Origin of the sequence: Aestuariibacter sp. GS-14, from assembly GCF_006494365.1 — a bacterium.
Lineage (GTDB): Bacteria > Pseudomonadota > Gammaproteobacteria > Enterobacterales > Alteromonadaceae > Alteromonas > Alteromonas mangrovi.
This window is the reverse complement of record NZ_VHIP01000008.1, coordinates 1-23,843: the sequence shown is the minus strand read 5'-3', so window position 1 is coordinate 23,843 and position 23,843 is coordinate 1. Positions and strand designations below refer to the sequence as shown.

General features: G+C 48.0%; 21 protein-coding genes. 12 read left to right on the top strand and 9 right to left on the bottom strand.

Annotated elements, in window-relative coordinates:
* Positions 1–190: 190 nt before the first annotated feature.
* The 7 genes from FJ444_RS13660 (at position 191) to ung (ending at position 10,834) form a co-directional block, all read left to right on the top strand.
* Positions 191–2,293 carry a bifunctional diguanylate cyclase/phosphodiesterase gene (locus tag FJ444_RS13660; RefSeq protein WP_255439175.1) on the top strand — a complete coding sequence of 701 codons (2,103 nt, stop codon included), beginning with the start codon at positions 191–193 and terminating at the stop codon, positions 2,291–2,293.
* A 51-nt stretch (positions 2,294–2,344) separates the two neighbouring features.
* A complete protein-coding gene (locus FJ444_RS13655; RefSeq protein ID WP_140959025.1) occupies positions 2,345–4,402 on the top strand; it encodes a PAS domain-containing hybrid sensor histidine kinase/response regulator in 2,058 nt (685 codons plus the stop codon).
* Positions 4,403–4,517: 115 nt separating this feature from the next.
* A complete protein-coding gene (locus FJ444_RS13650) occupies positions 4,518–5,036 on the top strand; it encodes a PepSY domain-containing protein (protein WP_140959023.1) in 519 nt (172 codons plus the stop codon).
* A 393-nt stretch (positions 5,037–5,429) separates the two neighbouring features.
* The gene (gene thrA, locus FJ444_RS13645) at positions 5,430–7,895 is read left to right on the top strand and encodes a bifunctional aspartate kinase/homoserine dehydrogenase I (protein WP_140959021.1); all 2,466 of its coding nucleotides are present in this window, start codon (positions 5,430–5,432) and stop codon (positions 7,893–7,895) included.
* Positions 7,896–7,916: 21 nt separating this feature from the next.
* Positions 7,917–8,873 carry a homoserine kinase gene (gene thrB, locus FJ444_RS13640; protein ID WP_140959019.1) on the top strand — a complete coding sequence of 319 codons (957 nt, stop codon included), beginning with the start codon at positions 7,917–7,919 and terminating at the stop codon, positions 8,871–8,873.
* Between the two features lie 12 nt (positions 8,874–8,885).
* On the top strand, positions 8,886–10,175 hold the full coding sequence (gene thrC / locus FJ444_RS13635) for a threonine synthase (protein WP_140959017.1): 1,290 nt from the start codon (positions 8,886–8,888) through the stop codon (positions 10,173–10,175).
* Positions 10,175–10,834, top strand: coding sequence for a uracil-DNA glycosylase (gene ung / locus FJ444_RS13630; protein WP_140959015.1), 660 nt, complete (start codon positions 10,175–10,177; stop codon positions 10,832–10,834). Before thrC ends, ung begins: the two co-directional genes overlap by 1 nt.
* A 63-nt stretch (positions 10,835–10,897) precedes the next feature.
* Here ung and FJ444_RS13625 read toward each other — a convergent pair whose 3' ends face one another.
* From FJ444_RS13625 to tal, 3 genes are all read right to left on the bottom strand, one after another.
* A complete protein-coding gene (locus FJ444_RS13625) occupies positions 10,898–11,074 on the bottom strand; it encodes a DUF3545 family protein (protein ID WP_140959013.1) in 177 nt (58 codons plus the stop codon).
* 232 nt (positions 11,075–11,306) lie between these two features.
* Positions 11,307–12,956, bottom strand: a complete 1,650-nt coding sequence (gene pgi / locus FJ444_RS13620; protein ID WP_140959011.1) for a glucose-6-phosphate isomerase — start codon at positions 12,954–12,956, stop codon at positions 11,307–11,309.
* Between the two features lie 48 nt (positions 12,957–13,004).
* The gene (gene tal / locus FJ444_RS13615) at positions 13,005–13,967 is read right to left on the bottom strand and encodes a transaldolase (protein ID WP_140959009.1); all 963 of its coding nucleotides are present in this window, start codon (positions 13,965–13,967) and stop codon (positions 13,005–13,007) included.
* Positions 13,968–14,265: 298 nt separating this feature from the next.
* Between tal and yaaA the strand changes: the two genes are divergently transcribed.
* On the top strand, positions 14,266–15,042 hold the full coding sequence (gene yaaA / locus FJ444_RS13610; protein ID WP_140959323.1) for a peroxide stress protein YaaA: 777 nt from the start codon (positions 14,266–14,268) through the stop codon (positions 15,040–15,042).
* 83 nt (positions 15,043–15,125) lie between these two features.
* Here yaaA and FJ444_RS13605 read toward each other — a convergent pair whose 3' ends face one another.
* Both FJ444_RS13605 and FJ444_RS13600 read right to left on the bottom strand, forming a co-directional pair.
* The gene (locus FJ444_RS13605; RefSeq protein ID WP_140959007.1) at positions 15,126–17,417 is read right to left on the bottom strand and encodes a S9 family peptidase; all 2,292 of its coding nucleotides are present in this window, start codon (positions 17,415–17,417) and stop codon (positions 15,126–15,128) included.
* Positions 17,418–17,538: 121 nt separating this feature from the next.
* The gene (locus FJ444_RS13600) at positions 17,539–18,012 is read right to left on the bottom strand and encodes a tetratricopeptide repeat protein (RefSeq protein ID WP_140959005.1); all 474 of its coding nucleotides are present in this window, start codon (positions 18,010–18,012) and stop codon (positions 17,539–17,541) included.
* A 139-nt stretch (positions 18,013–18,151) separates the two neighbouring features.
* Between FJ444_RS13600 and FJ444_RS13595 the strand changes: the two genes are divergently transcribed.
* Positions 18,152–18,643, top strand: coding sequence for a GNAT family N-acetyltransferase (locus FJ444_RS13595; protein ID WP_140959003.1), 492 nt, complete (start codon positions 18,152–18,154; stop codon positions 18,641–18,643).
* Here the strand turns inward: FJ444_RS13595 and FJ444_RS13590 are convergent.
* The 4 genes from FJ444_RS13590 to FJ444_RS13575 are packed head-to-tail and all read right to left on the bottom strand — an operon-like array spanning position 18,640 to position 21,214.
* Positions 18,640–19,080 (bottom strand): DUF4426 domain-containing protein, encoded by a 441-nt coding sequence (locus FJ444_RS13590; RefSeq protein WP_255439173.1) that lies wholly within the window; start codon positions 19,078–19,080, stop codon positions 18,640–18,642. The genes FJ444_RS13595 and FJ444_RS13590 overlap by 4 nt on opposite strands.
* Before the next feature lie 11 nt (positions 19,081–19,091).
* A complete protein-coding gene (locus FJ444_RS13585) occupies positions 19,092–19,631 on the bottom strand; it encodes a YggT family protein (protein ID WP_140958999.1) in 540 nt (179 codons plus the stop codon).
* Between the two features lie 16 nt (positions 19,632–19,647).
* Positions 19,648–20,469, bottom strand: coding sequence for a pyrroline-5-carboxylate reductase (proC, locus tag FJ444_RS13580; protein ID WP_140958997.1), 822 nt, complete (start codon positions 20,467–20,469; stop codon positions 19,648–19,650).
* Between the two features lie 58 nt (positions 20,470–20,527).
* Positions 20,528–21,214 carry a YggS family pyridoxal phosphate-dependent enzyme gene (locus tag FJ444_RS13575; protein WP_140958995.1) on the bottom strand — a complete coding sequence of 229 codons (687 nt, stop codon included), beginning with the start codon at positions 21,212–21,214 and terminating at the stop codon, positions 20,528–20,530.
* A gap of 36 nt (positions 21,215–21,250) precedes the next feature.
* Between FJ444_RS13575 and FJ444_RS13570 the strand changes: the two genes are divergently transcribed.
* Genes FJ444_RS13570 through FJ444_RS13560 form a run of 3 tightly spaced genes read left to right on the top strand, consistent with a single transcriptional unit; the run spans position 21,251 to position 23,729 of the window.
* Complete coding sequence (locus tag FJ444_RS13570) at positions 21,251–22,291, top strand: type IV pilus twitching motility protein PilT (protein WP_140958993.1); 1,041 nt, start codon at positions 21,251–21,253, stop codon at positions 22,289–22,291.
* 11 nt (positions 22,292–22,302) lie between these two features.
* Positions 22,303–23,418, top strand: coding sequence for a PilT/PilU family type 4a pilus ATPase (locus FJ444_RS13565; RefSeq protein ID WP_140958991.1), 1,116 nt, complete (start codon positions 22,303–22,305; stop codon positions 23,416–23,418).
* Positions 23,418–23,729 carry a putative signal transducing protein gene (locus FJ444_RS13560; protein WP_140958989.1) on the top strand — a complete coding sequence of 104 codons (312 nt, stop codon included), beginning with the start codon at positions 23,418–23,420 and terminating at the stop codon, positions 23,727–23,729. The genes FJ444_RS13565 and FJ444_RS13560 overlap by 1 nt, the downstream gene beginning before the upstream one ends.
* Positions 23,730–23,843 lie beyond the last annotated feature (114 nt).

Here is a 23,843-nt window from a genome sequence, read left to right as displayed (position 1 = left end):
TGTAACAGATAACGTCCAAGTCTGGGTATGAGAAGCTGTATGTCAGTATAGGTGTTGATTTGTTTTTTAACCTGTAATTAACAAGCTGAAGAGTAAAATAGTAAATTTGAGTTACGCAGTACTCTGGGTACAAGTGGGCGGGTATGTGGGGAATTCTCGTTAATTGAAGGCGTGGTCTTTGGATATGCAAATGGAAAAGTCACTTAACATCGTTGTAATTGATGATGACCTTGGTTCGCTGGCTATTCTGGAGAGTGGCTTGGCTGACTTGGCAAATATTGAGACAGCAGGCAGTGGCAGCGAAGGATTGGCATTGGTTGCGGTGCGTCAGCCGGATATTGTATTGCTGGACATTGAGCTACCTGATGTAAGTGGATTCGAAGTTTGTCGCAGAATCAAGACTCACGCGTTTATCAGAACACCAGCCATCATCTTTATTACGTCGCATCAGGACTACGATACAGAGCGCAAGGCACTGGAAGCTGGGGGCATCGATTTTATAACCAAACCGTTTGATCTAACACTCTGTAGAGCCAGAGTAAGTAATCACTTGCAGTTAAAAAAGCAGGAACAGGCAGTGTTAGCAGCCCGGCACCAGGTTGAAGAAGAACGTCAGTACTTGAATGTGGTACTCAATTCCATAGCAGACGGGGTGATTGCAACAGACCCAGATGGACGAATTACCTTTATCAATCCCGTTGCGCAAAGGCTGACGGGATGGCACAAAACGTCCTCAATAGGCCATCATATAAAAGAGGTGATGGTGTTATCTGATGCTTCCAACAATCAGGTTTTACCCAACCCGGTAGAAATTGCGTTAAAAGAGAAGCGCACGGTAGCTATGGCGTTAAATGCCAAATTAACCAGCCGTTTGGGGGGAGAGTACCGTGTTGAAGATTCAGCGGCTCTAATTCGTGACAAACATCAAAATTTACTGGGTTGCGTGATTGTGTTTCAGGATGTAACTGAATCCATCGCGCTGGCAACCCAAATGACCCATTTGGCTAATCACGACCAGTTAACCGGATTGCCCAACCGAATGTTGTTACACGACAGGGTGCTGCAAAGTATCTCGCGGGTTCAAATAACCCGCAGATCAGTAGCATTACTGTTGATTGATATCGATAACTTTAAGTACCTGAACGATGCGAAGGGGCACTCCGTTGGTGATCTGATTATTACTGAAGTCGCGCAGAGACTTGAACATTTGTGTGACAGCAAAACTACTCTCGCGCGCGTGGGGGGCGATGAGTTTGTAGTGATGTTACCGGAAGTGCACTCGCCAAATTTAACCGATATCACCGCATTAAATATCATTGATGCCATGCAGGAGCCGTTTTCTGTCGCTGGTGATGAACACACCCTTAGCGTGAGCATTGGGGTGAGTATCTATCCGTCGGATTCATCCAGTGCGGAAGAGCTTATGCGGCACGCAGATACCGCTATGTATCGGGCCAAAACCACCGGAAAGAATCGATATTGTTATTTCTCTACTAACTTACAGTTGGAGTTAAACGAGCGCGTGCGCATCGAGAAATTGTTACGCAGCGCGTTGGAAGAACACAAGCTTGTTGTGCTTTATCAGCCAAAATACAATTTAGCAAGCGGTGAGATTACCGGCGCTGAAGCCTTGGTAAGACTGGCAGCAGATGACGGAAGTCTGATTCTTCCCAACCGGTTTATTGAGTTTGCCGAAGAGTCAGGTCTTATTCATGAGCTTGGCCGTCAGGTCTTGCAGCAAAGTATTAATCTGGCAAAGCGATTTTACCAGCACGGAAAGATTCTCAAGATTGCGGTAAATATCGCGGCGCAGCAATTTCATGAAAGCGATATTTGCGAACAGATTGAAACGATGCTGAACGATGCCGATTTATCATGTAATCTGATAGAGCTGGAAGTCACTGAGTCGGCCCTGATGATGGATTTTGCCGAGACACGGGGAATATTGAACCGGCTTTCTGCTTTAGGTATATCGATAGCGCTGGATGATTTTGGCACGGGCTATTCCAGCCTGAATTACTTGCGCTCATTCCCATTAGATGTGCTAAAAATCGACCGTTCGTTCGTAAATGATATGTTCAAAGACCAACAAGCAAAGGACATTGTGGATGTGATTGTTCGCCTTGCCAGGACATTGAATTTAAAGCTGGTAGGTGAGGGAATTGAAACTAAAGAGCAAAGGCAGGTTTTACAACAGTTAGGGTGTGATGAAGGACAAGGATACTATTTTTCAAAACCGATAAATGAGAACGATTTTTTTTCGCTATTGGCTAATTTGCCACAAATGGTATGATACAGAAATGTTAATAAGATCCTGCTTTCAGATCTATCTTCGGTAAGCCCTATGCAGTTTGAGCGCGGTAACCCACTCATTTATAGATCCATTTTGGAGATTTCCTCGGATAAGTCGCTGACTACACCAGTGATGATCGACCAACTACTGGAGATGTGCAGAACTACCTTTAGTGCTGATGCTGTGGGTTTTGGTGGTATTGACGAAGTTGATCATACGCTATACCGCCTGCTGAGTATTAAACAGTCGCCTGAGCTGAACTTTCAGGCCGGGATTACCTTACCCGTTGTGGATGTGCTGTGTAACAATCCCATTCAAAGCGGTGAATTGACTTATTACGAAAACTGTCAACTGTCAGAAGTGGCGTCACATCCGTTTGTCAATTTATTCTCAATTCACACCTATTTAGGCGCGCCCATTTTTAGTGATGGAAAACTACCCAGAACGTTGTTTTTTTTATTCACTGACAAACAACAGCAGGTACTGAGTGGTGATGATATCGCACTGATTAAAACCATTGCGGCGGTAATTGAATCTGCCTTATCCCGTGAGGAAAGCCTTGTGTGGAAAAAGCGCCGGTTGGATTCCCTGCGTTCTATGCAGCGTTTGGCAAATATTGGTTTTTGGGAAGTCGATGTGCAATCAGGCAAAGTGTACTGGAGTGATCAAACCCGATTTATTCATGAAGTACCGGACGATTTTGAGCCCAATCTGGAATCCGCTATTGATTTCTACAAAGAAGGTAGCGATAGAGAACGCATTCTCGCAGCGGTAGAGGCGGGCATGGAAAACGGTACGCCTTGGAATATCGAAGTGCGCTTAGTCACCTATAGTGGGCAAGAGAAGTGGGTTGCTGCCTTAGGTGAAGCGGAATTTGAGAATGGGCAGTGCGTTCGTCTTTTTGGTGCATTTCAGGATATTCACACCGACGTAATTAACCGAAACCAACTGGCAGAGAAAAAGCAGGAAGCAGAAGCCTTATTACTTGCCCGTAGCCAGTTAATTGCGAAAGTCAGTCATGAACTGCGTACCCCAATAAATGGCATTTCAGGGATGTTGCAAACCCTGCATGCCGGGCTCGACAAAGACATTCTCGAAACCAAGATTGCCATCGCCTTACAAAGCTCACAAACCTTGGTCCGGCTCATAAATGATGTATTGGATTATTCAAAAATAGACAGCGGTGAATTACAGTTAGCTCCTGCCCCTGTTTCGTTAGCCAGGGTTTTCAGCGACCTTCAGGTTCTTTATTTACCGCTGTGTGAGAAGCAAGGAATTCAACTGGAGTTCGAAACGCATTATTGCAAACAGGACTGGGTTGATGCAGATGAAGTAAGGTTAAAGCAAATTTTTAGCAACGTACTAAATAATGCGCTGCGATTTACCTTTGGCGGACAAATCAAGGTTACCATTACCACAATACACAGTGGCAGCATGATTGAGTTGGTGGCACGTGTAGCAGACACGGGTAAGGGCATGACCCGCGAGCAAATTTCGCGCATATTTAAACCCTTTCAGCAGTTCGACAATCAGGCTAATGCGGGCACTGGATTGGGGTTGTCGATTGTGAAAGAGCTGTGCCTATCCATGCAGGGTGATATTAATGTGCACAGTCATCCCGGCGCCGGTTCGGAGTTTGTTATTTCAGTCAAGTTTCCAGCTGTTGATACGATCAACAGTACACCATTTCGCATAGCTGATCCGGTTGTGCTTGCTCAGCTTCGCAACATGAAGGTGCTAGTAGTGGAAGACAATGAAATCAACCGCATTGTAATGGAGGCGATGCTGTCGGAGCTGGACTTAACCGCGGATTACGCGGTGAATGGTCTGGAAGCGGTGAAACAATTGCAACAAAGCCGGGATTATAATGTGGTTTTTATGGATTGCGAGATGGACGTAATGGATGGTTTTCAGGCTACACGGAAAATTCGCCGGGAATTGGGATATGATCACAAGTCACTCACTATTATTGCAATGACCGCCAATACCACCAGTGAGAACCGGCAAGCATGTTTCAATGCGGGTATGAACGCTTTCTTAACAAAGCCGCTTTCTGTTGATGAAATTCGCGACACATTACTGCTTATTTCTGAGCGCCGTTTTCACTAATGTTTGCTTTTTTCTTATTTGTGTAAAACGCACACAACGTTAAGAAATGTTAATTCACTGTATTCACACGGGCTTTTTCGGCAAAATACCCCAAAATTTAATCATAAGGAAGAACATGGCTTCACCAAAATTTCATCATAGTTTTCGACAGTATCACCGCTGGATTGGTTTTTTTCTTGCCGGCATCATGGCCGTGTATGCGGTGAGCGGAGTTTTGCTGATTTTCAGAAATACTGAATTTCTAAAATTCGAAACTACCTATGAGCGCAAGTTAGAGACAGGTTTGAGTGGTGAAGGGCTGGGCGAACAACTGCGCCTCAAAGGCTTCGCCGTAGAAGATGACAATGGTGACACCATCCGCTTCCGTCAGGGACAATACAACAAACAAACCGGTGATGTAGTGTATTCTGTGAAAGATTACCCGGCACCGCTGGCCAAAATGGTTAAGTTGCATAAAGCTACCACTAACAGCCCACTGTTTTTTGTGAATATTGCGTTTGGCGTGTCGTTGTTGTTTTTCGTTATTTCAGCGTTTTTAATGTTTATCCCCAAAGCGCTACCGTATAAAAACGGGTTGAAAATTGCGGGCATTGGATTTGTGTTTATGGTGCTGATGGTGCTGTTTGGTTCATAAATTCCAGCCGTTATTCGTACGTTATTAACACATTGAGGGGGGAAAATAGAGTATCGCCCCTTTTTATTATTTGCAGGGCAGATCCCTAGCCGAACAAGGGAATAACGTGCTATTATGCGCGCCCAAATACAAAGATTCCGACCAGATTGGCAACGGAACGGTCTGAAAAATGCGCAAAGCCTGTTGACATATAGACGTCTATACGGCAAATTGAACGCATGAAGACGATTATTAGCACTACCGGCATGATGATTACCACCTCTTGGAGGGCGGTCGCTGGCTAGTGCGCGTAAGCAAACAGACATCGAAAGCCCGCCCTGAAAAGAGCGGGTTTTTTTTTGCGGTAACGAAAGGGGCAAGCTGGCCCATAACAATGCAGTCAAGGAGCATTCAATGAAAGTCTTAAAGTTTGGTGGTTCATCTCTGGCCGATGCAACGCGTTACTTGCGGGTGACCGAGATTAGCACGACCATTCACCAGGCAGATGGTGCTGCTGTAGTCTTGTCTGCTCCGAAAGGCGTTACTAATGCGCTAGGTGCCTTGTGCGACCAGGCAGCGGCAGGGGAAGATTACAGCGAACTGTTTGCTGAACTGGATAAAACAGTCAATGGCATTGCAGCAGAACTGCATGCACAGTTGCCAGGTTTTAACTTTGACGGAATCAGCAGCTTCATCACAACGCATCTTAACGCACTGAATAAACAGCTTCAGGGTATTGCGCTGCTGGGCTGTTCACCTGATCCGGTAACCGCAGGGATCATGAGCCTGGGCGAATACATCAGCGTTAACTTATTCAGCGCTATCCTCACTGCCAAAGGTGTAAGCAATACTATTATTGATCCGGTGAAATATATTCTTGCCGAAGGTGATTATCTCGACAGTATTGCCGATGTTGCGCTGAGTAAAGCGCGCTTTAGCGATGTAAATACCGATGGCAGCCAGTTGATCATTATGCCAGGGTTTGTGGCAGCGAATGACGCAGGCGAAAAAGTCACGTTAGGCCGTAACGGCTCGGATTACTCTGCCGCTGTGCTGGCTGCGTGTATCGATGCTGATTGCTGCGAAATCTGGACAGACGTAGACGGCGTATACAATGCTGATCCAAATCAGGTCGAAGGGGCAGTACTTCTGGATAAACTGACCTACCAGGAAGCCATGGAACTCTCGTACTTTGGCGCCAAAGTTCTGCATCCGAAAACCATTGGTCCAATCGCTCAGCATCATATTCCGTGTTTAATTAAAAATACCTTAAATCCAAGCGCTCCGGGCACGCTTATCAGCAATGAAGCCAGTACCCAGTGGACCAGCGTGAAAGGGATATCCCAGTTAGATAACATCGCCATGTTCAATGTTGCGGGTCCGGGCATGAAAGGCATGGTGGGCATGGCAAGTCGCGTATTTGAGGTCATGTCTAACGCCCATATCTCCATTAGTCTTATCACGCAGTCCAGCTCTGAGTATTCCATCAGCTTCTGTATTCACAGCAAAGATGCGCTGCGCGCACAAAGCCTGCTGGAAGATGCCTTTGCACTGGAATTACAGAACCAGTTGCTGGATCCGATTGAAGTGCGTCACGACCTTGCTATTGTCACTCTGGTGGGGGATGGCATGCGTCACACCAAAGGACTGGCAGCGCGCTTCTTTAATGCGTTAGCGCAGGCCCGTGTAAATAACATCGCAATCGCCCAGGGGTCGTCTGAGCGTTCAATTTCTACTGTAATTGAAGCCAAACGCGCTAAAAAAGCGGTAAAAGTGATTCACCAGAACTTTTTCTCGGATCGCCATACACTGGATATTTTCCTGATTGGCTGCGGTGTGGTGGGTGCTGAACTGCTTGCACAGATTGCCAGACAGCAACCCGTGCTGCTGAAACGCAACATTCAGGCTCGTGTGTATGGTATTGCCAATAGCCGTAAGCTGTTACTTAGCAGCAATGGTATCGATGTGTCTGCCAACTGGCAGGCTGAGCTGGCTGAATCTCTGGACCAGTTCTCGGTTGAGCGTTTGCATGAGTTTGTGAACAACAATGCATTGGTGAATCCGGTCATTGTGGATTGCACCAGCAATGCGGCTATCGCCAGCCAGTATGTGGATATGATGGAAAATGGGTTCCACGTTGTTACGCCGAACAAAAAGGCTAACACTGACTCGCTGGCTTACTACAAAAAATTACGCAAAACGGCGCTGCAAACCAATCGTCAGTATTTGTACGAAACCACCGTTGGAGCGGGCTTGCCGGTAATCGACAACCTGCAAAAGCTGTTTATTGCCGGTGACGTACTGCATCGCTTTGAAGGTATTCTGTCGGGCAGTTTGTCTTATGTGTTTGGTAAGCTGGAGGAAGGCATGAGCCTGTCTGAGGCAACCGGCACCGCGAAGGCAAACGGTTTTACTGAGCCGGATCCGCGTGACGACCTGAGTGGTATGGACGTGGCTCGTAAACTGCTGATCATGGCGCGTGAAGCCGATCTGGAGTTAGAGCTGAAGGATATTGAGATTGAATCGGTATTGCCGGCCGGGTTTGCCGAAGATTGCGACGTGGCATCATTTATGGATCAATTACCCCAGCTTGATGCAGATTTTGCCGAGCGGGTTGCTAATGCGAAAGCAGACGGTAAAGTACTCAGATACATTGGCTCCATTGAAGGTGACAAATGTAAGGTAATGATCAAGGCGGTACCGGTTTCACACCCCTTGGCAGCAGTAAAAGACGGTGAAAACGCCCTGGCGATTCACAGTGACTATTATAATCCAATCCCTTATGTTATTCGCGGGTACGGCGCTGGCGCTACCGTAACAGCAGCAGGGGTATTTGCCGATATTCTTCGCACAATGCCCTGGCGGCAAAATGCACATTAATCGGTTTTGAGAGCAGCAAACATGAAAACAACCAGAGCGTACGCCCCGGCATCCATAGGCAATGTCAGCCTGGGATTCGATGTATTGGGCGCGGCCTTACAACCTCTTGATGGGAGTTTGTTAGGCGATGAAGTCATCGTTAGTGATGCCGATGAATTCGGCCTGTCTGTGGCGGGTGTATTTGCCCATAAGTTGCCAGCCGATCCTGACGATAACATTGTAAAAGACTGCTATATTCATTTTGAAAAAGCCATGCAGGCTAAAGGGCTGGCGGTAACGCCAGTACACATGACACTACTGAAGAGTCTGCCAATTGGCAGTGGGCTGGGATCCAGTGCGAGCTCGATTGTAGCTGCATTTCATGGCCTTAATGAACACTTCGGTCGTCCATTCGATAAAACCACGCTGTTAACCATGATGGGCGAGCTGGAAGGACAAATCAGCGGCAGTATTCACTACGATAACGTTGCGCCATGTTACCTGGGTGGTATGACCCTAATGACCGGTCAGCAAGACCAGGTAACGGTGTCGTTACCAGTTGTGAAAAGCTGGTATTGGGTGGTGTGCTATTCGGGTATCAGTGTGTCCACATCGGCCGCGCGTAATATTTTGCCAAAAGAAATTTCAATGGCGAATACGTTAACCTTTGGTCGTCAGTTGGGTATTTTCGTACACGCATTGTATAACGATGATTACGCGCTGGCTGCCAGTGTAATGCAAGACGTCATTGCTGAGCCGTATCGCAAATCGCTGTTGCCGGCATTCGATGAAGCACGCGCTTACAGTATGGGTAATGGCGCCCTGGCGTTTGGTATTTCGGGTTCAGGCCCAACGGTATTTGCTGTATGCGATGATTACCGCAAAGCCAATGACATTTCGGGCTGGCTAAGCAAGCACTATATCCAGAACGAAGATGGCTTTAGCCACGTATGTCGTATTCCTGCACAGGGTGCAGGTTCTCAGCAGGAACAAGAGTAAGGTAGAGTAACAGTGCAATTGGTAAATTTAAAAGACGCAAGTGAACAGGTGTCATTTGCGCAAGCAGTAAAACAAGGCCTTGGACGCAATCAGGGATTGTTTTTCCCAACTGACATTCCAGTGCTCGACGATATCGATGGCTTATTAGCACTGCCGTTCGCTGAACGCTCTATTAAGATCCTCTCAACCCTGATTGGCAGTGAATTAGGCGAAGAGTTGGTGGCAGATGTCGTGAATACGGCCTTTACCTTTCCAGCGCCGGTAGTGCAAGTGACCGACAACGTATATAGCCTGGAGTTGTTCCACGGTCCTACGCTGGCGTTCAAGGACTTTGGCGGCCGCTTTATGGCGCAGGTGTTATCGCGTATCAGCGACGGTAAACCCATCACTATTCTAACCGCTACCTCGGGTGATACCGGCGCGGCAGTTGCACATGCATTCCACGGTCTGGATAACATCAATGTGGTAATTTTGTTCCCGAAAGGCAAAATCAGCCCGTTACAGCAGAAACTATTTACCACGCTGGGTGATAATATTCACACCGTTGCGATTGAAAGTGACTTCGATGCTTGTCAGGCGTTAGTTAAGCAGTCGTTTGACGATCCGGACGTACGCGAAGGATTACATTTAAACTCTGCCAACTCCATTAACATCAGCCGTTTGCTGGCACAGGTATGTTATTACTTTGAAGCCGTGGCGCAATTGCCTGCTGACAAGCGCGACCAAGTAGTGTTCTCCGTGCCGAGCGGTAACTTTGGTAACCTGACTGCGGGTATGATAGCCAAGACCATGGGCCTGCCGATTAAGCGCTTTATTGCGGCAACGAATCTGAATGATACCGTACCGCGCTACCTGAAGACCGGTGAGTGGGCGCCAAACGCGACCGTAGCGACTATGTCGAATGCTATGGACGTAAGTCAGCCCAATAACTGGCCTCGTATTGAAGCATTAATTGAGCGCGGTTATCTGGATAAGAGTGTGATCCGTGGTGAGTCAGTAGATGAGGAATACACCCAGTTAGCAATGCGTCAGTTGCTGAAAGAGGGCTATACCAGTGAGCCGCATGCGGCGATTGCCTATCGCGCAGTAAGCCACGATTTGGAACCGGGCGAAATTGGTGTTTTCCTTGGCACAGCGCACCCTGCAAAATTCCGCGAAACGGTTGAAAACGTGCTGGGTACACCGCTTAGCCTGCCACAACCTCTGGCTGACTGTGCTAACAAAGAAAGTCTCGAAGCTGAACTGCCAGCTGACTATGCCGCTTTAAAAGCGCATTTGTTTTCTTTGCTAAAAGGCGAGTAATGCCAGGCTGGCAAGACGTTCTCGGGCCGGTAAAGCACGCTGATTTTTTTCAGCAGTTAATGGCCCGTGTTGATGCCGAACGAATGGCGGGTAAAGCAATTTATCCGCCGGCCTCTGATGTATTCAATGCGCTGACTCTCACCCCGTTGGAAGAGGTGAAAGTGGTTATTCTGGGTCAGGATCCCTATCACGGTCCAGGACAGGCTCATGGTTTGTGTTTTTCAGTGCTTCCCGGCATCAAAACGCCACCATCACTGGTAAACATTTACAAAGAGCTGGCGCAGGATATCGACGGGTTTCGCATTCCATCACACGGTAATTTAACGCAATGGGCGAAGCAGGGAGTACTGTTACTCAATACCGTACTCACAGTAGAGCAGGGTAAAGCGCACAGTCATGCGAAATGGGGCTGGGAAGCGTTTACCGACGCTGTGATTAAATCGGTTAACGATACCCAACAAGGCGTTGTGTTTTTACTTTGGGGTAGTCACGCCCAGAAAAAGGGACAAAACATCGATACGCAAAAGCATTACGTATTGAATGCACCGCACCCGTCGCCACTCTCTGCGCACCGGGGCTTTCTGGGATGTGGCCACTTTAGTCAAACCAATGCGTTACTCAGTCAGCAAGGCAAACAGCCTGTTAACTGGCAGGTATAGACCAACAACGAACACTATAAAGCAAAACAGCCACAAGGTTTGCACCATGTGGCTGTTTGGTATTTAGCGTACGCCTTCCTCAAAGCTAAGGTCGAAACTTAAATCGATATCGGCCAACTCTTTCTCTAACTGATACCGGTCCTTAATTGCTTCAATCTCTCTCCACTTACGTTTTTTACTTTTGGTTTTGGTAGAACTGTCATCTAAATCGAGCATTTCAAATAGATCTGAAGTATCCACGGAGATCTCCTTATTATTACCGCTAACTACACTGTCAGTGTGTCTTTTTTGACCCCTGACATGTTATGTACCACAGCTACTGCTAAATTAAAATACTTTTATTTACTTTTGATTAACAATTTGTGACGCTGTGATGACAATTCCGTGGTGTTCAGATAATCCGGTTACCCGTAAGTGAAGGCTGGTAACCGGACGTATTGCACATTATTGGAACAAGTTGGACCAGTAATGTTTATTTTGGTGCATTGGCCTGCTTGAAGCGATTAATCAGTTGCTGGGTAGAACTGTCGAACTCATTGCTGCCTGCATCTCCCTGGATGCCTGCTAATACTTGATTTCCCAGAACTTTTCCTAATTCCACACCCCATTGGTCGAAGGAATTAAGCTGCCAGATAACACCTTGAACGAACACCTTATGTTCATACATAGCAACCAACGCGCCAAGTGTGAACGGATCCAGTTTTTCGAACAAAATAGTGTTACTTGGCTTGTTACCCGGCATAGTTTTGTGCTGCGCGAGACGGGTTTGCTCAGCCTCATCCAGGCCTTTACCATTAAGGTCTGCATAGCAGTCTTCAAAGGTTTTACCTTGCATAAGTGCTTGTGCCTGACCAAAGCAGTTTGACGCCAGCATAGCGTGGTGGGTATCGTCCTGGTTAGGCACATTCAGAGGCATCAGGAAATCTACCGGGATTACACCATGACCCTGGTGAATCAACTGATGGAAGCTGTGCTGACCATTGGTGCCTTCACTGCCCCAGATAATTGGGCCAGTTTCATAATCAATGGCTTCGCCAGCCTGCGTTACCAGTTTGCCATTACTTTCCATGTCCAGTTGCTGCACATAGGCAGGCAAACCGCGCAGGTAGTGATAGTAAGGCAGTAACACCTGCGACTGGGCATCAAAGAAGTTGCGATACCACACGCCAATGACCGCCAGCAACACGGGTAGGTTTTGCTCTTTCGGGGCCGTTTTAAAGTGCTCGTCCATTGCATAAGCCCCTTCCAGCAGGCCTTTGAAATTATCAAAACCCAGTGCCAGAGAAATAGGCAAACCAATAGCAGACCACAAAGAGTAACGACCACCTACCCAGTCCCACATTGGGAAAATGTTTTCCGCTGCAATGCCAAACTCGGTGGCGGCTTTTACGTTTGAAGACACTGCAACAAAGTGCTTGGCGATGTCTTCCTGGGTGCCACCTTGTTTCAGAAACCAGGCTTTGGCACTCAATGTATTTTGCAGCGTTTCCTGGGTAGAAAATGATTTAGATGACATCACAATTAAGGTGTCTTCATGGTCGCGCTCGCTTAGCACATCATGGATATGGCAACCATCAACGTTAGCAACAAAGTGCACTTGCACTGCGTCGGTGCGGTATGGCTTGAGTGCTTCGGTCATGATTTTGGGGCCCAGGAACGAGCCGCCAATACCAATGGCCACGATATGCTTAATGGCCTTTCCGGTATAACCTTTGTGTTCACCCGAGTGGATGCTATGGGTAAACGCCTTGATTTTGTCCAGCGTAGCCAGTACTTCTGGCATTACGTCCTGACCGTCGACAATCACCGGATTACCCGAAAAGTTACGCAGAGCAGTATGTAGCACTGCGCGTCCTTCTGTGGTGTTAATGGTCTCGCCGTTAAACATAGCGGCTTTTTGCGCATCAACGCCCTGGGCATCTGCCAGGTCAAATAATGCGGCGAGGACGTTATCAGTAATACGGTTTTTTGAATAATCCACGAAAATGCCGCAGGCAGACGCTTGCATGCGCTCAGCACGCTGAGCGTCACTGGCAAACCAGTCGCGCATATGTGCGCTTTTTACTGACTCAGCCAGGCTGGTGAGCGTTTGCCATTGTGCAGATTGAGTAAGGGTAGTCATACTCTTTTCCTTTGAATCGATGTAATGTGAGACAATGTTAATATTGTATTACAATTTGGCAAGCTTGTCTTTTAACATTGTTTCCAGCTTGTCCTGATCCGCAGCAAAGTTACGAATACCTTCTGCCAGTTTTTCAGTGGCCATGGCATCTTCGTTCATTTCCCAGCGGAATCCTGCTTCGCTTAAACGTTCACCCGGGGCTTCTGTTGCTCCGTTATCAACCAGTTTAGCTTCTACTTCGCCAGCAGTATTTGCCAGTTCTTCTAACAGGTTAGGGCTGATTGTTAAGCGGTCGCATCCGGCCAGCTCAAGTATTTCATCGGTATTGCGGAAACTTGCGCCCATTACAATGGTGTTGTAACCATTGGCCTTGTAGAAATTATAAATACTGGTTACTGATACTACGCCAGGATCTTCGCTGGCTTCGTAGCTGTCTTTTCCTGTGCTCTTTTTGTACCAGTCAAGGATACGCCCTACGAAAGGAGAGATCAGGAATACGCCTGCTTCCGCACAAGCACGGGCCTGTGCAAAGCTGAATAACAGAGTAAGGTTACAGTTTACACCCTGTTTCTCGAGTACTTCTGCTGCTTTGATGCCTTCCCAGGTAGATGCGATCTTGATCAGGATGCGCGACTTATCGATGCCGGCATCGGCGTACAACTGAACCAAACGCTCTGCTTTAGCAATGGTGGCTGCGGTGTCAAACGACAAACGCGCATCAACTTCGGTAGAAATACGGCCTGGAATAGTGGCGGAGATTTCTTTTCCAATTGACACTGCCAGTTTGTCAGCTGCGTCAGTAAGTTGCTGTGCTGGATCGCTTGATTGTTTGGCTGCCCATGCAACAGCTTCGTCAATCAGGCTTGCGTATTGTGGCATGCCCGCCGCTTTCAGCAGCAGCGAAGGGTTGGTGGTGGCGTCAACCGGTTGGTATTTTTTAATGGCTTCAATGTCGCCCGTGTCGGCAACAACGGTAGTAATTTTACGAAGTGATGCTAACTGATTGCTCATGATGTTCCTAATCCTGAATATGCCTGAATATGATAGTGCAGTAATCAACTTTACAGTGTTTGTGCCTGTAACAGCCTACTGTAGGGCGTCATTGTTGACTTATAGTGATATGTTTGACGTTTAGTGTATAACAATCTGGCAGATTGTTTAACCTCTTTGGTGGCGGTCGGATATGTCATTTTTTAACAATCCCAGTACGGTTTTCGTTAACCGGAAAATGCGAACCGTTCAATCGGTTTTACCGGCCCAATTTCTCCCCTGACAATGGTATACTTCGGCTCAAATGTAAGGAGAAATGATGTTAGTTGTAGTATCCCCTGCGAAAAATCTCGATTTTGACACCCAGATACCCGTATCTGAGCATACTCAGCCCGTTTTACTGAGTGATGCCGCTACGTTGGCGCAAGAATGTAAAGCACTGACGCCGGCGGATTTGTCGTCGCTCATGAAAATCAGCGACAAGCTGGCAACGTTAAACGCCAACCGGTTTGCAGAATTTAGCACTCCTTTCACACCGGAAAACGCGCGCCAGGCGTTGTTTGCATTTAATGGTGATGTGTATACCGGTTTGGATGCACACACCTTATCTGCGGACGATATTACCTATGCTCAGCAGCATTTACGTATTTTGTCGGGTTTGTATGGCGTGCTTCGTCCATTGGATCTGATGCAGGCTTATCGTTTGGAAATGGGTACCAGGCTGGCTAATTCGCGTGGTAAAAACCTGTATGAGTTTTGGGGTAATACCGTTACCACTGAGGTAAACAAAGCGCTGGCAGCGCAGGGCGATAACGTGCTGGTTAATCTGGCTTCAAACGAATATTTTAAGTCGGTTAAGCCAAAACAGGTTGATGGCATGATTGTAACGCCGGTATTTAAAGACAAGAAAAATGGTCAATACAAGATCATTAGTTTTTTTGCCAAAAAAGCGCGAGGGTTGATGGCCCGTTATATTATTCAGAATCGCGTTGATGATGTGGCTGGCCTGAAGGGATTCGATACCGACGGTTACTACTACAGCGAAGCGCAAAGCAGTGCAACTGAACTGGTGTTTTTGCGCGAAGAGCAGGTGTAATACCAATTCGCATAAGCAAAATGAGTGAAAACAAAACAGGCCGCAATCAGCGGCCTGTTTTGTTTAAACATGCTCAAGCATGATCAGGGCTTTAAGTGTTCAATAAAATACTGTGTTTTCATAGTTTGCAGGTGCAACGTCGTGCCTTCGCCTTCCGCAATGCTGTGACTGCGATTGGGGTACGACATAAATTCAAACTGTTTGTTGTGCTTCACTAACTCATTGATCAGCGCTTCCGTACCCTGATAGTGCACGTTGTCATCGCCGGTCCCGTGCACCAGTAAAAGCTTGCCTTGCAGATCTTTGGCAAACGTTATGGGCGAGGTTTGTGTGAAGCTATCCGGGTCGGTATTGGGGTTGCCCGAATACCTTTCCTGATAAATTGTGTCGTAATAGCGAATGTCAGCAACCGGTGCCTGGGCAACGCCAACATGGTATTTATCGCCATGGCGGAACAATAAATTCAGCGTTGAACTACCGCCACCTGAATGCCCCCACACGCCAACGCGGCTGGTATCGATTTGCGACCAGCGGGCAGCCATAGCATCCAGCGCATCGGCCTGGTCACGTACGGTAACACTGCCAATCTTTTTATAAATCGACTTGCGCCAGTCGCGGCCTTTCGGTGCGCGGGTACCCCGGTTGTCAACCGACGCCATGATAAAGCCCTGTTGGGTCATCATACTATTCCACAGATAGCTGTTGCCACCCCAGCTGTCCTGCACGGTTGAGCCCCAGGGTTCACCGTATACGTAGAAAATAATGGGATACTTTTTCGTGGGATCCATGTTGGCCGGGAACATGACCCAGCCGTCCAGTTCCATACCGTCCTGTGCCGTTACCGTGAAGAATTCGTGGGAAGGTAGCACTTCCTTAGCCAGCAGCGTCTTTAATTCCGCATTGGTGGTGAGTTGCGTAATGGTGCTGTGCCCGTCAGTCTTAATGATTTGGCTGACCGGCGGCTGATTAAACCGGCTGTGGGTATGCATGGCATAACTGGCGTCTTTCGACATGTAATAACGGTTGTTACCCGCAAACGCGTCTGGCGTGATGCGCTCTACCGGTTTGCTACCGTCAAGGGTACCTTTAAATAAAAAGCGTTGTTCAGGGTGATCAGGCGCTGCAGTAAAGTAAAAGCTATTGGTGGCTTCATTCAGCGTAATTAAATCCACAATATCGTAGTTGCCTGGGGTAAGGTCGATGATCTCACTGCCATCGCGGGCGATACGATACAGGTGACGCCAGTCATCGCGTTCGCTATGCCACACAAAGTGACTGCCATCCTGTTCCCATTCAGCTTCGTAAAACCATTCAAGGAAAGCCTCGTCTTTGTCGGTGTAAATGGTGTTGAGCGCGTTGGCCTTCCAGTTAAATAACCGCAGGGTATTGGTATTCTGCGGGCGGTTAACGTCCTGAATTAGTACGGCATCGCTGGTGCCAGCCCAGCTAATGCGCGGAATATAACGATCGCGATTATCACCAGGTAATGCTGCCCAATGGGTTTGTTTGGAGGCCAATTCCACTACACCTACTTTTACCGCTGAGTTTTGCTCTCCCGCTTTCGGGTAGGGAAACTGAGTGAGGGTAGGGTACAGCGTATCGGTGTTGTTGATCATGGTAAAATACTTCACCCCGGACGCATCCAACTGCCAGTAAGCAATATTCTGGCTATCGGGGCTCCAGCGGAATCCATCAGTTATGGTGAATTCTTCTTCGTAAACCCAGTCGAAATTACCATTGATAATGGTGTCGCTGCCATCGGTTGTCAGTGCGGTAACCTGAGATTTACCCAGCGTTTCCACATAAATATTGTTGTTTCTGACATACGCTATCTTTTGACTGTCCGGGCTGAATTTGGCGAACATAAGGCTGGTTGCTGGCGGCTGTTCACCACCTAACTGATACAATTGGTTGGTGTTGAGGTTTAATACCCAGTAGTCGCCGCGGGTGCGATGACGCCAGACTTTTTGCCCATTGGTAAAGATGAGCGCCCAGTTACCGTCGGCAGACCATTGGTAATCTTCAATGCTCAGAGCAGCGGTAGCGCCTTGCGGAGTGAGCTGCTCTACGGTGACAAGGACTTTTCTACCGCTTCCGTCTGGCTGGTAGAACACAATGTCATTGCCCGTTACACCGTGTTCAGTGTCGATGTTGGATCCAATGCTTCGGCTCTCTAATACCGTGTAGCCACTGCCGTCGTCTAACCAGCGGAAATAGGGCGCGCGTTCACTTTTGAATGTGTTGTCTTTATAGATGCGTTCAAGAGACAAGGCTGGCTTTTCTGGTTCAGTCGTCGTACTCGACGTTGAACTGCAGGCTGTTAAGGCAAGACCAGCCAGTAAACTGGCCAGTAGTGTTGTCGTTAGTGTTTTCAATGTAGCTCCCACCTTCGTTATCGTTATTTAATGGGAGCCAGTATAGGAAAATTACGCGTAACAACAAACTCGCTTGGTAGCAAAAATAACGCGGTTTGTGGCGTTTTGGGCGTATGCGTGCTTACGGCATGGATGCCAAATATTCCCGCGCCTCGTCTACACCTTCGTCGGCGGCGCGTTGTAACCAGTTTATGCCAGCTTGCTTATCGGCTGCTACGCCACGCCCCTCAATCAAAATCATACCATAATGATACTTAGCCAGACTGGTGTAACCCGCTTCATCCTGGGTATGTGCGCCCCGTTTTAACAACGCAGCGGCTTTTTCCAGGTCCTGCGGTACGCCTATGCCAGAATCGTAAATTTGTGCCAGCCAAATCATCGAATACACGCTTTCCCAGCGTGCAATGCAGTCTTCAAAAATGGCAATGGCTGCATCGTGATCGCCCACTTTTTCGGCGGCGTAGCCGTACAAACACTTGATGGGTTTATCACTATGCACAAAGTGCTCGTAGCTTAATTCATTGCCGGTTTCTTCTGTGCCGTGAGCAGCCCGGCAAGCGAGAAGCAAACAAAATACGACAAGCGCGTATCGCATGGCCATTTCCCTTATTGGTGTAAATGATTTGTAAACACTATAAGCGGTGGAACAATCTGAAAATATGCTACTTGGGAATGAATCCGCTACTACTCCGGTCTATTGAGTGCATTACCACTTAACTGAAATATGAACCACTATGTCACTTAGTTTTCGTCAACTGTGCATCGAGGATACGGATGATGTTTGCCGTTTATTGAACGACACCGCAATTCGGCGGCATTTGCCACTTGCATCAATGGCTGGCAGCTTTTCGGTTGAATTTGTTCAGCAGTGGATTGCACGGTCGCGTGCCCACTGGCAAGAGCATGGTTACGGTATTTGGCAAATCGAACGGGATGGTGAATTCATTGGCTGGGGCGGATGTCAGGTATTCAATGGCGAGCGAGAGTTTGTGCTGGTAGTACAAAGACGTGCAATGGGAGCCGGTTTATCTTTGCTCAAACAGGTGCTTGAGTATGCGCTTGGGGAATTTGGTGCTGGAAGTATGCTGGTTGTATTACCGTTAAGCCGGCCGGGTAGCCGCTTACTGAAACGTGTGGGTTTTACAGATGAGCAGACTGTAAGGATAAGTGGGTGCGATTTTATTCAGTATCGGCACCCATTTTTGTGTGAGGAATCGCTTGCCTAATCAACGTACATCTTTTGCTGAAACTTCAGTGTCTCACTGTCGTTACCGCGTTGAATGCGGATGCTGAACCGATATGTTTCCTGGTCGCGAAAAGGCAATACCGCCAGATAGTATATGGCATCGCCTTCCTGTACCCGTTTGAACGTTAGCGCTTTTTCGGTGCCCAGCAAATTGGTTGCACTGCCTTCCACGCCTACAAACTGCGCTTTTTGCGTCGCAGTGTCGAGTACTGAGATGTTCACCAGCGCGTTGTATTTGCTGCGTACAATACCGTATTCACGAGCGGTGTCGGGGCTAAAGAACGTAGAGTTCACCACGATATAGTGAACGTCCCATTCGCCAAGTTGCATTTTTTGCTCAGCGGACACGGTAAACGTGAGTAACGCTAATGTGAGGCAACACAGTTGCCAGAACTGCTGACTCAACTGCTTAAGCATCGCAAACCTCATTAATAAAAGGGTAAAAAATCGGCCAGTAGCATTTCTACGAATTTAAGCCCGATAATGGCCACCAGCACTGATAAATCCATTCCGCCCATGGGGGGAAGCACGCGTCTAATAGGGCTTAATAGCGGCTCTGTAAGCTGATGCAGTACATATTCAAACGGACTTCCGCCTTGCGACACCCAGCTCAAAATGGCGCGCATAATTAATACCCAGAATACCAGCGTGAGGAATTCTTTTAAAACCGACAACGCGCCAATGATGATCATGCCTAATGGGTTGATATTGCCGCCCAGCAATAAGCTGAGCGCAAGGTATTTACCCATGGCAACCAACAACGCCAGAATGAGGGTAGCCACGTCAATGGAGCCCACCGACGGTATGATCCTGCGCATTGGGCCTATCACCGGGTGCGTAGCTTTTACCACAAACTGACTGAGTGGGTTGTAAAAGTCAGCTTTGCTGAGTTGCAGCCAAAATCGCAGTAACACCACCATCAGGTACAAATTAAAAATAGTGCTAATTAAAAACACCATCGCGTTCATGTTGCGTTCCTATTAGTTAAAGAGAATTAGCCATTTCTTCGGCCCGGGATACCGCCGCTTGCATTGCTTTTGATACCATACCGGAAATATTGTCATCCATGAACGACTGAATCGCTGCGGCGGTTGTTCCGCCTTTAGACGTAACCTGCGCGCGCAGTTCGCTCAGCATTAGCTGTGGGTTTTCACATACCATTTGCGCGGCGCCCAACATCGCTTGCTGAACCAGCAACCTTGCATCCTCTTCGCTGAAACCCATGCGCATACTTTCTTCCTGCATGGCTTGCAGGAATAAGAAGAAATAGGCAGGGCTGCTGCCTGCTGCTGCAATCACGCCATTAATGCCACTTTCTTCGGTTACCCAAAGTGTTTTCCCTACGGCAGCCATCACCGCATCTACATATTTCCGATCGCTTTCACTTACCGACGCATCGGCATACAGTCCTGACATGCCAAGACCCAGCAGGCTGGGGGTATTAGGCATAACCCGCACAACCGGGTATTCAGCGCCCAGCATTTGCTGTAATCGTTGTACAGGCAGGCCGGCCGCGATAGAAATATACAGTTTGCCGGTTAAATCAGTGTCCTGTTGCAAAGCAGCACATACCTCTTCCATCATTTGCGGCTTTACCGATAGCACTACGGCGTCGGCAAATGCACAGGCATCACCGTTAGATTGAGTTACCTGAATGCCATACTCGGCAGCCAACGCATCGAGTTTCGGGCGTGAACGGTTGCTGGCCATAATATGACCTGCCGGGTAACCTGAAGCAACCAATCCCGCAATGATACTGCGTGTCATGTTGCCTGCACCAATGAAGGCAAGTTTGCGATGTTGCATGCGTCTCCTGTTGATTCTGTTGACGTTAAAAAACGGGTATTGCTGACACAACCTGTTCTTAGTTGCGCGACCCAAAAATGGCCGTGCCAATACGCACCATGGTTGAACCATGAGCAATGGCCAGTGCCATGTCGTTACTCATACCTACCGATAGTGTGTCTATGCCATCTGCCGAAGCCTGTAATTCTGTATACAGAGCGTGCAGCTGGCTTAGCGTATCGCACTGCTGTGCCTCACTTACGTTGGTTGCGGGTATTGCCATCAGGCCCCGCAACTTCAGATTCGGCAGAGCACAAATTGCTTCTGCAATACCGGGTAACTCTGCCGGTAAAATACCAGATTTAGTGGCTTCTTGTTCCAGGTTTAGCTGAATGCACACATTCAGCGGCGGCATACCAGCCGGGCGCTGCTCGTTTAATCGTGTGGCAATTTTAAGGCGGTCAACCGATTGTACCCAGTCAAAATGCTCCGCCACTAATTTTGTCTTATTTGATTGTATGGGGCCAATCATGTGCCATTCAATGTCTGAGAGCATTTTTAATTGTTCAATTTTGGCAACGCCTTCCTGAATATAATTCTCGCCGAACTGTCGTTGTCCGGCTTCATACGCTGCTTTGATATCCGATACCGGTTTAGTCTTGCTTACTGCCAGTAATCGGACACAATGAGCAGGACGGTGTGCATCAGCAATGGCGTGTTCAATTTCTTGACGTGCGTTTGTCAGGCGATCTGCTATTGTTTGCATTAACGAACTCATCTAGTGGTTGGGAGAAACCAGGTTGTGGATATTACCGAACTTTTAGCTTTCAGTGTAAAGAATAACGCATCGGATCTGCACTTGTCGGCCGGATTGCCGCCGATTATTCGTGTAGACGGAGAAATGCGACGACTGAATGTTGATCCGTTGGATCATAAACAGGTTCATGCATTAATTTACGAAATCATGAACGACAAGCAGCGTAAAGAGTACGAAGAAAACCTCGAAACCGACTTTTCGTTTGAGGTAAAAGATTTATCGCGATTCCGGGTTAATGCCTTCGTGCAAAACCGCGGTGCTGCTGCTGTATTACGTACCATTCCCAGCAAAGTACTCACCTTGGACGAACTGGGTGCGCCACCCATTTTTAAAGAAATCATCAATCAGCCAACCGGAATTGTGCTGGTAACCGGCGCAACAGGCTCGGGTAAAAGTACTACGCTGGCAGCCATGGTTGACCATATCAACGCGCACAAGCGCGAACATATTCTCACCATTGAAGACCCCATTGAATTTGTGCACCAAAATAAATTGAGCGTACTTAACCAGCGTGAAGTGCACCGCGATACACATAGTTTCTCGAACGCATTGCGTTCCGCTCTGCGTGAGGATCCGGATGTGATCCTGGTGGGGGAGTTACGTGATTTGGAAACCATTCGACTCGCCATTTCAGCGGCGGAAACCGGCCATTTGGTGTTTGGTACGTTACACACTAACTCTGCACCTAAAACCATCGACCGTATCATTGATGTGTTTCCAGCGGAAGAGAAGGCCATGGTGCGCTCCATGCTATCGGAGTCACTGCGCGCGGTTATTTCACAAACGTTGCTGAAGAAAATTGGCGGTGGCAGGGTAGCTGCACACGAAATCATGGTAGGTATACCCGCAATTCGCAACCTTATTCGCGAAGACAAAGTGCCGCAAATGTACTCGGTTATTCAAACCGGCCAGTCGCACGGCATGCAAACCATGGATCAGTGTTTACAGCGCCTGGTGGCAACCGGCGTGATCACACAGCAGGATGCCATGTCTAAAATGATCGATAAGCAACGACCGGGATTCTAGGGAGCGAGCGCATGTTGGATCAGTTTTTACAGATGATGGTAGACAAGGGCGCGTCAGACTTATTCGTAACCGCCGGGTTTGCTGTGAGTGCCAAGATTAACGGTAAACTCACACCGCTTACTGAGCAGGCACTTAGCGAACAAGGTGCATTGGATTTAGTGCATGCCTCAATGAACGAGGACCAGAAAAAGACCTTCCACAGTACCAAGGAGTGTAACTTTGCCATTGCCCGGGAAGGGGTAGGGCGATTCCGTTGCAGTGCCTTCTGGCAACGCGACCAAGCTGGCATGGTGGTGCGTCGTATCGTGACGCAAATTCCCAATGCTGACGATCTGGGCCTACCGCCCGTACTCAAAGACATTATTATGGCTAAACGCGGGCTGGTGTTGTTTGTGGGGGGCACTGGTACTGGTAAATCAACATCGCTGGCGGCGTTAATCGGGCATCGCAATACGCATTCGCACGGGCACATTCTTACTATCGAAGATCCCATTGAGTTTGTACACGAGCACAAAAACTGTGTGATTACGCAGCGTGAAGTGGGTATTGATACTCAGTCGTTTGATGATGCGTTAAAAAGCTCATTGCGTCAGGCGCCGGATGTGATCCTGATTGGTGAAATTCGCTCCATGGAAACGATGGAGTACGCGATGTCATTTGCCGATACCGGGCACTTATGTGTGGCAACTTTGCACGCCAACAACGCCAACCAGGCGATTGAACGCATTATGCATTTAGCGCCCAAAGACATGCACGACAAGCTGCGGTTTGATTTGAGTCTGAACATTCGGGCGATTGTTGCACAGCAATTGGTGCCAACTGTTGATGGCAAAGGGCGGGTTGCCGCCATTGAAATACTGTTGAATTCACCGCTTATTCGCGATCTGATTCAGCGCAACGAAATGGGCGGTTTGAAAGAAGCCATGGAGAAAGGGCGTGAGCAAGGTATGCAAACCTTTGATATGGCCCTCTTCGATCTTTACAAAGCCGATCGCATCACCATGGAACAAGCGCTGCATCATGCTGATTCACCCAATGATTTAAGGTTAATGATTAAGCTTGATGCCAACAGCAATAAGGGCGACGGTCTGGGTTCGTTGTCTGGCGTTTCAATTGATATGGACTAATGATCAGACTCTGTCAAAGCGATAGCGCTTTTACCCTTCAGCAATACTACGATGCCCTACAAGCGCAGGGCATCGCCTGTTTAATCCGCAATCAGTTCATCAGTGGCGCAGCCGGAGATTTGCCCATTCAGGACACACAACCTGAACTCTGGCTGATGGACAAAGACGACCTGATTATAGCCAACAAAGTGTTGGACGAACTTTCTGCGCAATGTGAACACGGCGAGTGGGTATGCGGTAGTTGTAATGAGCCTCAGGAGGCTGCTTTCAATTTGTGTTGGCAGTGCCAGCAGCCTCGTATTTGTGAGTAGCTAAATGGTGCATCGGCGACTGGTTTTCTATTGTGAAATTAGGGCGTGTTGATCTTTGCTGTATTAATTTTGTTCGTTCTAGGTGTTCAGCGATCGCGGCGCATGTTCGCAGGT

Excerpts from the sequence above, each read along its gene's own strand:
- FJ444_RS13595 (WP_140959003.1), top strand. The coding sequence starts at position 18,152 with ATGTCACTTAGTTTTCGTCAACTGTGCATCGAGGATACGGATGATGTT.
- FJ444_RS13600 (WP_140959005.1), bottom strand. The coding sequence starts at position 18,012 with ATGCGATACGCGCTTGTCGTATTTTGTTTGCTTCTCGCTTGCCGGGCT.
- FJ444_RS13590 (WP_255439173.1), bottom strand. The coding sequence starts at position 19,080 with ATGCTTAAGCAGTTGAGTCAGCAGTTCTGGCAACTGTGTTGCCTCACA.
- thrA (WP_140959021.1), top strand. The coding sequence starts at position 5,430 with ATGAAAGTCTTAAAGTTTGGTGGTTCATCTCTGGCCGATGCAACGCGT.
- yaaA (WP_140959323.1), top strand. The coding sequence starts at position 14,266 with ATGTTAGTTGTAGTATCCCCTGCGAAAAATCTCGATTTTGACACCCAG.
- ung (WP_140959015.1), top strand. The coding sequence starts at position 10,175 with ATGCCAGGCTGGCAAGACGTTCTCGGGCCGGTAAAGCACGCTGATTTT.
- tal (WP_140959009.1), bottom strand. The coding sequence starts at position 13,967 with ATGAGCAATCAGTTAGCATCACTTCGTAAAATTACTACCGTTGTTGCC.
- proC (WP_140958997.1), bottom strand. The coding sequence starts at position 20,469 with ATGCAACATCGCAAACTTGCCTTCATTGGTGCAGGCAACATGACACGC.
- FJ444_RS13585 (WP_140958999.1), bottom strand. The coding sequence starts at position 19,631 with ATGAACGCGATGGTGTTTTTAATTAGCACTATTTTTAATTTGTACCTG.
- FJ444_RS13560 (WP_140958989.1), top strand. The coding sequence starts at position 23,418 with ATGATCAGACTCTGTCAAAGCGATAGCGCTTTTACCCTTCAGCAATAC.
- FJ444_RS13655 (WP_140959025.1), top strand. The coding sequence starts at position 2,345 with ATGCAGTTTGAGCGCGGTAACCCACTCATTTATAGATCCATTTTGGAG.
- FJ444_RS13575 (WP_140958995.1), bottom strand. The coding sequence starts at position 21,214 with ATGCAAACAATAGCAGATCGCCTGACAAACGCACGTCAAGAAATTGAA.
- FJ444_RS13660 (WP_255439175.1), top strand. The coding sequence starts at position 191 with ATGGAAAAGTCACTTAACATCGTTGTAATTGATGATGACCTTGGTTCG.
- thrB (WP_140959019.1), top strand. The coding sequence starts at position 7,917 with ATGAAAACAACCAGAGCGTACGCCCCGGCATCCATAGGCAATGTCAGC.
- pgi (WP_140959011.1), bottom strand. The coding sequence starts at position 12,956 with ATGACTACCCTTACTCAATCTGCACAATGGCAAACGCTCACCAGCCTG.
- FJ444_RS13650 (WP_140959023.1), top strand. The coding sequence starts at position 4,518 with ATGGCTTCACCAAAATTTCATCATAGTTTTCGACAGTATCACCGCTGG.
- FJ444_RS13565 (WP_140958991.1), top strand. The coding sequence starts at position 22,303 with ATGTTGGATCAGTTTTTACAGATGATGGTAGACAAGGGCGCGTCAGAC.